This window comes from Micromonospora sp. II (genome assembly GCF_001709195.1).
GTDB classification, from domain to species: domain Bacteria; phylum Actinomycetota; class Actinomycetes; order Mycobacteriales; family Micromonosporaceae; genus Micromonospora; species Micromonospora chalcea.
The window spans coordinates 1-10,157 of the sequence record NZ_LYXF01000064.1 but is presented as its reverse complement, the minus strand read 5'-3'; the positions used below and the strand labels follow the sequence as shown (position 1 = coordinate 10,157).

Annotated in this window: 10 protein-coding genes; 2 read left to right on the top strand and 8 right to left on the bottom strand. The window is 71.8% G+C overall.

The features are described 5' to 3' along the window. Both A8711_RS25730 and A8711_RS25725 read right to left on the bottom strand, forming a co-directional pair. On the bottom strand, window positions 1-78 hold a 78-nt coding region (locus A8711_RS25730), incomplete at its 3' end, for a DUF397 domain-containing protein (protein ID WP_141707692.1). Further along, window positions 69-869, bottom strand: a complete 801-nt coding sequence (locus tag A8711_RS25725) for a helix-turn-helix transcriptional regulator (RefSeq protein ID WP_069089588.1) — start codon at window positions 867-869, stop codon at window positions 69-71. The genes A8711_RS25730 and A8711_RS25725, both read right to left, overlap by 10 nt. Window positions 870-1,026: 157 nt before the next feature. Between A8711_RS25725 and A8711_RS25720 the strand changes: the two genes are divergently transcribed. Continuing rightward, window positions 1,027-1,272: a hypothetical protein gene (locus A8711_RS25720; RefSeq protein ID WP_043327123.1), complete on the top strand. Its 246-nt coding sequence runs from the start codon at window positions 1,027-1,029 to the stop codon at window positions 1,270-1,272. Beyond that, on the top strand, window positions 1,269-1,616 hold the full coding sequence (locus tag A8711_RS25715; RefSeq protein WP_043327125.1) for a hypothetical protein: 348 nt from the start codon (window positions 1,269-1,271) through the stop codon (window positions 1,614-1,616). Before A8711_RS25720 ends, A8711_RS25715 begins: the two co-directional genes overlap by 4 nt. Before the next feature lie 47 nt (window positions 1,617-1,663). On the opposite strand, the gene A8711_RS25710 is transcribed toward A8711_RS25715, so the two are convergent. The 6 genes from A8711_RS25710 to A8711_RS25685 form a co-directional block, all read right to left on the bottom strand. Next, window positions 1,664-2,977, bottom strand: a complete 1,314-nt coding sequence (locus A8711_RS25710; RefSeq protein WP_069089587.1) for an ABC transporter ATP-binding protein — start codon at window positions 2,975-2,977, stop codon at window positions 1,664-1,666. Between the two features lie 158 nt (window positions 2,978-3,135). Further along, a complete protein-coding gene (locus A8711_RS25705; RefSeq protein ID WP_069089586.1) occupies window positions 3,136-5,319 on the bottom strand; it encodes a bifunctional glycosyltransferase family 2 protein/CDP-glycerol:glycerophosphate glycerophosphotransferase in 2,184 nt (727 codons plus the stop codon). Between the two features lie 16 nt (window positions 5,320-5,335). After that, a complete protein-coding gene (locus tag A8711_RS25700) occupies window positions 5,336-7,372 on the bottom strand; it encodes a DUF5941 domain-containing protein (RefSeq protein WP_069089585.1) in 2,037 nt (678 codons plus the stop codon). Next, complete coding sequence (locus A8711_RS25695) at window positions 7,369-8,112, bottom strand: ABC transporter ATP-binding protein (protein WP_030503547.1); 744 nt, start codon at window positions 8,110-8,112, stop codon at window positions 7,369-7,371. The genes A8711_RS25700 and A8711_RS25695 overlap by 4 nt, the downstream gene beginning before the upstream one ends. Continuing rightward, complete coding sequence (locus tag A8711_RS25690) at window positions 8,113-8,940, bottom strand: ABC transporter permease (protein WP_069089584.1); 828 nt, start codon at window positions 8,938-8,940, stop codon at window positions 8,113-8,115. It abuts the gene before it with no gap. Between the two features lie 66 nt (window positions 8,941-9,006). Beyond that, window positions 9,007-10,157, bottom strand: a 1,151-nt coding sequence (locus A8711_RS25685) for an L-serine ammonia-lyase (protein WP_069089589.1), incomplete at its 5' end; no start/stop codon positions are given.

The window sequence follows — 10,157 nt, the reverse complement described above, 5'->3', positions numbered from 1 at the left end:
GTCCGCCACCTCCACGCAGTCGCCGCCGTTACCGCTGCTGCGGGTGCTCTTGCGCCAGATCGCGCCGGTCAACTCCATCGCTTCGCCGCCTCCGAAATCGCCGCCAGGGTCGCCCCGTGCGGCATCGCCTCCGCGCGGATGGACTCCCACGTCTGCCGAAGTGAGTTCACGTCCACCGTGCGCTCCACGATTGTGCCGTGCAACTGGTTGTCCAGGTAGCCCACGTCGTCACCGTCGGCCGGGGTCGCGAGCACGAAGGCACCGTTGAGCCCCGGATATGCCCCGGCCGTCTCCGGCACCAGGTGCAGGTGGACCCGGGGTCGCCGTGCCATCTCGATCAGGTGCTCCAACTGCTCCCGCATCACCTTCGGCCCGCCGACCGGTCGAGCCAGCACCGAGTGGTCGAGCACCACCACGAACTGCGGCGGCGTCGGGCCGTCCAGCACCGCCTGCCGGGCCAGCCGGGCGGCCACCTGCTGTTCGACAGCCTCGCCGACGAACTGCGCGGCCCCTTCGTAGAGCGCACGGGCGTACTCCTCGGTCTGCAACAGACCAGGGACCACCAGCGGTTGAAAGCTACGCAGTGAGGCAGCTTCCTGCTCGATGCTCACCCACTCGCGGAACCACGGCATCAGCGCCTCCTGCATCAGCGCGTCCCGGATCCGCACCAGCAGGCCGCCGCCGTTCAGCACCTCGTCGCACCGCTCGGTGAACTCGGCGCGCGGCGCGCGGCGGCACTGCTCGACGGCCGCCACCAGCGACGCCGAATAGCTCACCCGCTCGCCCAGCGCCTCCTGGGTAAGCCCCGCATCGGTACGTAACCGACGTAGCTCACCGGCGAACAGTTCCCACAACGGCACACGGATCATCTGCACACCTCTGCACACGGCTGCACACGGAAATCGGCCGGTCGGACGGCCGGGAAGGTGGGGGTGGAACGCCTTCCGACCCTAGCGGCGCGGTGACGAGACTGTCACGCAGTGGAATCGAATTCGTCCGATTCCCGCTACCGAGAGGAGTTGCGCCGTGCGACTGCGCTGGTTCCGCTGCCGGGGTGCGTCGGCACCGACACTGCCCCAGCGGGTACGGGGCGACAATCTGCCGGACTGGATGCGGCAACCCACCCGTCCACTCCCGACGATGGGTCCCGGCCGGGTCGGCAACCTCACCCCGGCCCAGCAGTGGCGGGCGAACGGCGGTCGCTGGCCGGTCCCGGAGCAGCGCGGCGGCGACGCCGGCAACCGGCGCGACGGCCACGAGGAGCCTCGGTGATCAGCCACCAGCTCGGGCAGCCGCCGGACGGACCCAAGCCGGATCGACCCCGGCCGTACCCGTTGCACGCCACCCCGCACACGCCGCTGCGTCCGATGTGGTGCTGCCGGGCGTGCGGCCAGCCGTGGCCCTGCCCGACGGCCCGTCTGCTGCTGCGCAGCGAGTACGAGGACAACCGGATCGGGCTGTCGATCTACCTGTGCGGGCTGCTGTACGAGGCGACGCGCGACCTCTACCGGCTGAACCCGAACGACGCGCCCGCCCCGGCCGACATGTTCGCCCGCTTCGTCGGCTGGGGCCCGTACCGCCGTCACCCGCCCGTCCCTCCGGGCGGCGGCTGTTAATAAGGGGCCCTTCCTCTACCGGAGGCGTTAACAGGGTGCCCTTCCTTTCACCGCCAGCCGACGTCGATGCGGTCGCCTCGCTCGTCGAAGAAGTGCAGCGCGTCCATCCGCACCTGCACGGCGAGCGGGTGCCCGGGCGACACCTGCGGGTACGGCGCGAGCCGTACCGCCAGTTCCGCCGGACGACGGTGGTGGCGGCCCGGGTCGGGCAGCACGCTGGTGCGGTTGCCGCCACCCCCGCCGGCCTCCGGTGACGGGGCTGACGCCTCCGTCGCGCGGCCGGTGAGCCGCTGCATCACCTGGTTGAAGCGGCGCAGGCCGCGCTGGCCCGGTGCGGCCTGCTCCACCTGGGTGCCCATCTCGTCGACCACGATCGCGGTGGCGCCGATGTCGAGGAACGCGAGCGACTCGTGGCCGTGGTGCTCCAGGTAGCGGATGCGCCCGTGCAGCACGTCACCGGCGGTGTCCGGGGCGACCGGGGTGAGCGCCTCGGCCCGCATGCCGACCACGATCCGCTCGCCGTGGTAGTGCGCCACCGCCCGGCTGCGGATGTCGTCCCAGGGCAGGTAGAGCGACTGCTCGCCGAGGTTCAGTGCGACGTACCGGTCGAGGTGCACGTAGACCGACGCCTCCAGCAGGTTCATCCGGGGGCTGCCCAGGAACGCGGCGACGTAGAGCGTGGCCGGCCGCCCGTACACCTGGGTGGGGGTGCCCACGTCCTGGAGCACGCCCTTGCGCATGATCGCGACGCGGTCGGCCATGGTCAGCGCCTCGGCCTGGTCGTGGGTGACGTAGATGGTGGTGACGCCGAGTTCGCGGGTGAGGCCGGAGATCTCCGCCCGCAGTTCGGCGCGCAGCCCGCTGTCCAGGTTCGACAGCGGCTCGTCCATGAGGAACAGGCCGGGCCGGCGCACTATCGCCCGCCCCATGGCGACCCGCTGCCGCTGGCCGCCGGAGAGCTGGCTGGGCTTGCGCGCGAGTACGTCGCCGATGCCGAGCGCGCTCGCCACGTCCTGGATCCGCTCGCCGCGCGGGCCGGGCTCGATGCCGGAGAGCCGCAGCGGGAAGCCGATGTTGTCGCCGACCGTCATGTGCGGATAGAGCGCGAAGTCCTGGAAGACCATGGCGATCTTCCGGTCGCGTGGCGGCAGGTCGTTGGCCAGCTCACCGCCGAGCAGGATCGCACCGGAGGACGGGTCCTCCAGCCCGGCGACCATGCGCAGCACCGTCGACTTCCCGCAGCCCGACGGGCCGAGCAGCACCATGAACTCGCCGTCGTTGACGTCCAGATTGATGGTGTCGACCGCGACTGTTCCATCCGGGAACACCTTGGTGACATCCTTGAGCGCGACGGTCGCCACCGCCACCTCCCCAGTTTTCTCTCCCCAAACCCGGGAATGACTGTGACCAGGATCATCTGATTCGCACATCGGGTAAACGTGCCATGTTCGGCTCGTGACAGTCCTATTAAGCGGTATTCGCCGGGCTCCGCAGTTAAGTGACCTGCCGGTAACCACTTTTACGGCATTTCGCCGAGGAACACGCGGCGTACCACGCGCTCGGCGGCGTGCCCGTCGTCCAGCGCGCAGAACCGCGACCGGAACGCCGCCCGGGCCCGCTCGGCCGCCTCGTCGTCGACCGCGCCGGACCGGAACACGTCGAGCAGCCCGGGGAAGTCCAGCGCGACGGTGCCCGGCGGCTCGGCCAGCAGGTCGAAGTAGACGCCCCGGGCCACCCGGTAGGCATCCCAGTCCGGCGCGTAGACCACTATCGGCCGGTCCAGCACCGCGTAGTCGAACATCGCCGAGGAATAGTCGGTGATCAGTACGTCCGCCGCCAGGTAGAGGTCCTCCACCCGGTCGTACGCGCTCACGTCCAGCACGCCGTCCGCCGCCGGTCCCCGGGGATGCCGCTCCCGGTCGTGGAAGTAGTGGCTGCGCATCAGCAGCCGGCCCCGGGGCCCGAGCACGTCGAGCATCCGGTCCGGGTCGAACGGTGGCCGCCACCCGGGCAGGTGCTCGCGGTGCGTCGGCGCGTAGAGCACCACGTACTCGTCGGGTGCGATGCCCAGCGCGGCGCGGACCTGGCCGCGCTCCTCGGCGGTGGCCAGCGCCAGCCGGTCGTTGCGCGGGTAGCCGACCTCGAGCGTGGTGTAGTCCGCCGGGTACGCCCGCTCCCACATCTGCGTGGAGAAGCTGTTCGACGTGATGCTGTAGTCCCAGCGGTCGACCCGGCGCAGCAGCCCGGCGAAGTCCATCCCCATCGCGCCCACCGGGTAGCGCTGCTGGTCCAGCCCCATCACCTTGACCGGCGTGCCGTGGTGGGTCTGCACGTGCACCGAGCCCGGCCGCTTGCGGACGAAGTCCGGGAAGTTGACGTTGTTGACCAGCCAGCGGGCACGCGCCAGCACGCGGTGGTACTCGCGGGTGCCGGCCACCACGTACTCGACACCGGGCGGCAGCGCGGCCACCCGGTCGCGGCGGACGATCCACACGCCGCGCACCTGCGGCGCGAGCCGGCGGGCCGCCTCGTAGATCGCCGCCGGGTTGCACGAGTAGCCCCGGTACCAGTAGGCCGCGTACACGGCGAGCGTCGGGTCGACCGGCCGGTGCAGCTCGGCCCGGTAGTACTCGCCCAGCGCCAGGTCACGGGCCCGCCGGGCGGCACGCCGCACCACCGGCGTGACCCGTCGCCGGGCCCGCCGCGCGGTCCGCCGGGCCGTCTCCGTCGCCTGGTGCGCCTCGCGCAACGCGCTGAACGTCCGCCATCGGCCGGCCGCCACCAGCCGGTGCTTGAGCCCTTCCGGGCCGGGCGGGACCGGGTAGCCCTCGGGCGGCAGGAACCGCACGTAGTCGGCGTGCATCTGGGCGAAGAACGGCGCGCGCAGCTCGGGCGCGATCCGGTCGCCGTTGCCGAGCACCGTCAGGTAGTGCCAGATCATCCGCTCGAAGACCGCCGGCCGCAGCCCGGTCACCCGCCAGCGGTCCATCAGCCCGAACACCCGGTGCCACTGGGCGAACACCTCGAAGTGCCGGTCCCCCCGGGTCTTCGTGATCGCGCCGGTGCGGCGCTGCCGGTAGTTCAGGCAGATCCGGTCGAGTACGCCGATCCGCCCGGCGGCCATCAGCGCCGGGTAGCTGAACGAGACGTCCTCGTACCAGCCCGGCTCGAAGCGCAGGCCGCGCTCGATCAGGAACTCCCGCCGCACCACCCGGTTCCACGCGGTGTGCAGCAGCTTCAGCGTCTCCGGCCGGTCCCGCAGCGCGAACGTCGTCGCGCCGGGCGGCACCGGGAACACCTCGCGCATCGCGCTGCGGGTGCCGATGTTGTTCCAGTGCGCCCGGACGTGGTCCACGATCAGCACGTCCGGCGCGGTGTCGCGGAGCCGGTCCGCGACGTGCGGCAGGCAGCCGGGCACCAGCCAGTCGTCCCCGTCGACGAACCACACGTACTCGCCGACGGCCCGGTCCAGCCCGATGTTGCGGGCCGGACCGAGCCCCACGTTCTCGGCGAGGCGCACCGGGCGGACCCGGGGGTCGCGCAGCGCGTACTCGGCCAGGATCTCGCCACTGTCGTCGGGGGAGGCGTCGTCGACGCCGATCACCTCGATGTCGGCGAACGGCTGGTCGAGGATCGAGTCGAGACATTCCCGCAGGTAGCCCTGCACCTTGAAGGCCGGCACGACGAAGCTGATCAAGGTCACCCCGGCCCGCCCTCCGTCAGCCCGGCGAGCGCACACCCCCACGGGCGCGGGCCGGCAGGACCACCCAGGCGAGGACCACGCTCGCGACAAAAACCACGAGAAGGTACGCACCGAGTGTAGCCAGAGCGATACTCGCATATCCGGCGATCAGCCCGATTGCCAGCAGCAGGGAACGCCCCGGCCAGCCCAGCGTGGCGGCGTGCAGCGGCGGAGCCGACTGCCGCTTCTCCAGCCGGGCGGTCAGGTCGTAGTGGTGCAGCGTCAGCACCAGCACGTACCCGAAGATCAGCCACGCGGGCGCGCGGCCCGCCACCCCGACCGCGATGGCGAACAGATACTCGGCGGCCCGCAACGCAGCCGGCACCAGCCAGTCCAGCGACCCCTCGTGCGGCGCCCGCGAAGCCTGCGCGGCGCCCAGCAGCAGCACCAGCGCGAGCACCGGCACCCAGACCGGCAGGTCGCCGCCGCCGTGCACCGCGAGCAGCGCCCACACCAGCGTCCCCGCCGCGCCGAGCGCGCCGAGCACCGCCAGCAGCAGCGGCCGCCGCGCGGTCGGCAGCGTCCGCGCCAGCACGCCGTCGTCGCGGTGCAGACCCGCCTCCACAGTGGCCATCACCGGCACCCGCATCCACCGCGCCCGCAAGGTCCGCAACCCCCCGGTGTACGCGAACGCCAGCGTCCCCCAGACCAGCACCGCGACCAGCGCCACCAGCGGCCCGAACAGCGCGGCGGCGATCGCGATAAGCGCCCACCGCTCCCCGATCGGGAACACCACAGTGCGCTTCAGCCAGTACGACACCGACCCGGTGTCCGCCTGCACTCGCGTCGACGCGGCGTTCAGCTTCCCGCCGATGCCGCCCGCGTCGGCGGTCACCACCTTGGGCCGCCGGGCCGCCTCGTCGTGCAACGCCCCGTACCAGGTGTCGGTCATGTGCCGCACGGTCTGCAACGTCATCGCGGCCAGCGCCAGCGCCCAGCCGTACCGGAACCCGGCATGCGTGGCCCCGAAGCCGAGACCGGCGTAGACCACGTACTCCTTGAAGCGGTCGGCCATCGTGTCCAGCCAGCCGCCCCAGGCGCTGAAGTGCCGGGTGTAGCGGGCCAGTTGCCCGTCCACGCAGTCGAGCACGAACCCCAGGTAGAGCAGGACCGCGCCAGCCACCAGCGCGGGCCGTCCACCGACGCCGAACAGCACCGCCGCGGCCACCGCGAACGCCACCGAGACCATGGTGACCCCGGTCGGGCCGATCCCGATGCGCGCCGCCGCCTTCGTGACGTACGGGGACCAGGTGCTGACGAAGAACGTGGTGAAGAAGTCGTCCCGCTCCTTCACCGACAGCTTCACCTCGGCCCGGTCCTCGTCGACAGCGGCCACCGCCGCCTCGGCCGCCGCCCGCTGCGCCTCGTCGCCGACCCGGTGCGCCACGAGCAGACGTACCCGCTGGGCGAAGATCAGCGTGCCCCGGGCGGCGAGGTCGGCCACGAGCCGGTCCACCGCGTTCCGCGGCCCGCCGTCCGCTGCGCCGACGCCCGGCGCGGACGCCGGGTCGGTCAGGCGCGCGTCCGGCGCGGAAGCCGCGTCGCTCAGGCGCGCGTCGGGCACGGACGCCGGGTCGTTGAGTCGCGCGTCCGGCGCATCCGGCGCGGCGCCTGCGGCGCGGCGGGCGGCGTCGGCGAGCGCCGGCAGGTCGGCCGCGCCCACCCGCAGCGCGCCGCCGAACACGCCGGTCGCGTCGACGGCGTCGACCTCGACCACCTGGCCGCGCTCCTCGCGCACGGTGGCCTGCCCGGGAGCGGGCGGATCGGTGAGCACCAGCGCCACCGTCGGCCCCACCGGGCTGGTCGCGAGATGCTTGAGTACGGCGGTGTGCGCCACCAGGTCCGCGCCGCTCACCAGCACCGGGCCGGTCGCGGCGGCCACCAGGTCGGCCAGCTCGGTCAGGTCGGCGGCGATACGCACGTCGTCCGCCCCGGCCCGGCGCCACTGCGCGGCCAGGCGTTCGGTGAGGTGGCCCGCCGCCGGGTCGGCGGCGAGCACGATCGCGAGCGTCACCGCTTCGCCGCGTCGGCGTAGGCGGCCAGCGCCTCGTCGATCGTCCCGTCGACGATCAGCCGTCCGGCGTCGAGGTAGAGCCCCCGACGGCAGAACCGGGTGAGGTCCTTGTCGTTGTGTGACACCAGCACCAGCGTGCGCCCTTCCGCGAGAAGTCGCTCGATGGTCGCATAGCACTTCGCGCGGAACTCCGCGTCCCCGACCGCTGTCACCTCGTCCACAAGCAGCACCGGGTGCGGCAGGTGCGCGATCACCGCGAAGCCCAGCCGCACCTTCATCCCCGACGAGTAGTGCCGCACCGACGTGTCGATGGCGCGTTCCACCTGCTCACCGGCGAACGAGACGATCTCGTCGAAATGTTCCCGCAGGTACGCCGACGACAGTCCGTGCAGCCCGCCCACCAGGTACAGGTTCTCCCGGCCGGTCAGGTCCCCGGAGAACCCGGCGGACAGTTCGAGCAGTGGCGCCACCCGGCCGTGCACCCGGATCGAGCCCTCGTCCGGGATGAGCACACCGGCGATCAGCCGCAGCAGCGTGCTCTTGCCGGTGCCGTTGCGGCCCACCACGCCCACCGTCTCGCCCGGTTCGATCCGGAACGACAGGTCACGCAGCGGCCAGAACCGGCCCGCGTCCGGGTCGCGGGCGCCCCGGTGCACGATCAGCTCCCGCAGCCGCAGCTGGCGGCGCCGGTTGCGGACGAACCGGATGCCGAGCCCGTCCGCCTCGATGATCGGGGCCATTCAGAGTTCCTTCAGCACTGCCGGTTCGAGGCGGTGGAACGCCCACCAGCCGAGCGCCAGCACCAACACGCTGCCGCACACAGTGATCGCGAGCAGCCGGGCGTCCGGGAACTCGTCCGGGTACCAGACCGCGTGGTGCAGTTGGAAGATCCCGACCAGCGGGTTCAGCTCGTACCCGATCTTGAGCCAGCCCGGCATGCCCGACTCCTGCACCAGGTCGAGCGGATAGATGATCGGCGTCGCGTAGAACAGCAGCCGGATGATCAGCCGCATGGTGCGCTCGATGTCGCGCATCAGCACGTTGCCCGCCGACAGCAGCAGCGCCAGGCCCACCAGCAGCACGAACTGCACCGCCACCGCCAGCGGCAGCGCCAGCAGGCTCCAGCCGGGGCGGATCTTCCCCTGACTCGCGTAGATCGCCGCGACGGCGACCAGGATCGGCAGCCCGGCCAGGTACTCGGCGAAGCGGCCGGTGACCCGCCCGATCGGGAAGATCGGCCGGGGCAGGTTCATCGTGGTGATCAGCCGGGCCTGCCCGGTGAGCGCGTTCGCGGCCTCGGTCAGCGCCGAACTCGCCCACATCCAGGCGAAGATCCCGGTGATCAGGAACAGCGGGTACGACCCGGCCGCCTCACCCAGGTGCCGCCGGGTCGCGCCGGAGTAGAGCACGCCGAAGACGAACCAGTAGATCAGGCCCATGCCGAGCGGTTCGATCAGCGACCAGAAGTAGCCCAGCACCGACTGCTGGTACTTCACCGCGAGATCCCGCCGGACCAGGATGCGCAGCGAGGTGCGGGCGGACCAGAGCGCCGCGACGCCTGACGTCACCGCATGATGGTCGCTTTGTCAGTAGCGCTCCCGGGCCGGGTGCGGGCCGGGATCACCCCAACGAGGTCAGCACTCGATCACGTTGACGGCGAGCCCGCCCCGCGCGGTCTCCTTGTACTTGACCTTCATGTCCGCGCCGGTCTCCCGCATGGTCTTGATGACCTTGTCCAGCGACACGTGGTGCACCCCGTCCCCGCGCAACGCCAGCCGAGCCGCGGTGATCGCCTTGATGCTCGCCACCGCGTTGCGCTCGATGCACGGAATCTGCACCAGGCCACCCACCGGATCGCAGGTCAGCCCCAGGTTGTGCTCCATGCCGATCTCGGCGGCGTTCTCCACCTGCTCCGGCGTACCGCCCAACGCCTCGGCCAGCCCGGCCGCCGCCATCGAGCACGCCGAACCCACCTCGCCCTGACAGCCCACCTCGGCACCGGAGATCGAGGCGTTCTCCTTGAACAGCACACCGATCGCGCCCGCCGCCAGCAGGAACCGCACCACGCCCTCCTCGGACGCGCCCGGCACGAACCGGGTGTAGYAGTGCAGCACCGCCGGGATGATCCCGGCAGCGCCGTTCGTCGGCGCGGTGACCACCCGCCCACCCGCCGCGTTCTCCTCGTTGACCGCCAACGCGAACAACGTCACCCAGTCCATCGCACGCAACGGATCCCCGCTACCGGTCTCCGCCTCCAAGCCGCGCCGCATCTCCGCCGCGCGCCGCCGGACCTTCAACCCACCCGGCAGTACGCCGTCACGGGTGCAGCCGCTCTCCACGCACTCGCGCATCACCCGCCAGATCTCCAGCAACCCCGCCCGCACGTCCGCCTCGCTACGCCAGGACAGCTCGTTGGCGAGCATCACCTCACTGATCGACAGACCCGTCTCGGAGGTGACGGTCAGCAGTTCCGCGCCGGTGAGGAAGGGGTGCTTCACACGGGTGCTGTCCGCCTTGATCCGGTCCGCCCCGGCGGCCGCCTCGTCCACCACGAACCCGCCACCCACCGAGTAGTACGTGCGCGCCCGCACCTCGTTCCCGGCCACGTCGTACGCCGCGAACGTCATCCCGTTCGGGTGATACGGCAACGACCGCCGACGATGCAGCACCAGATCCGCGTCCGGATCGAAGTCGACCCCCTGACTGCCGAACAGGTCGAGCCGCCGCTGGGTGCGGATCCGCTCGACGCGCGGCCCCACCGAGTCGGTGTCGACGGTCTCCGGAA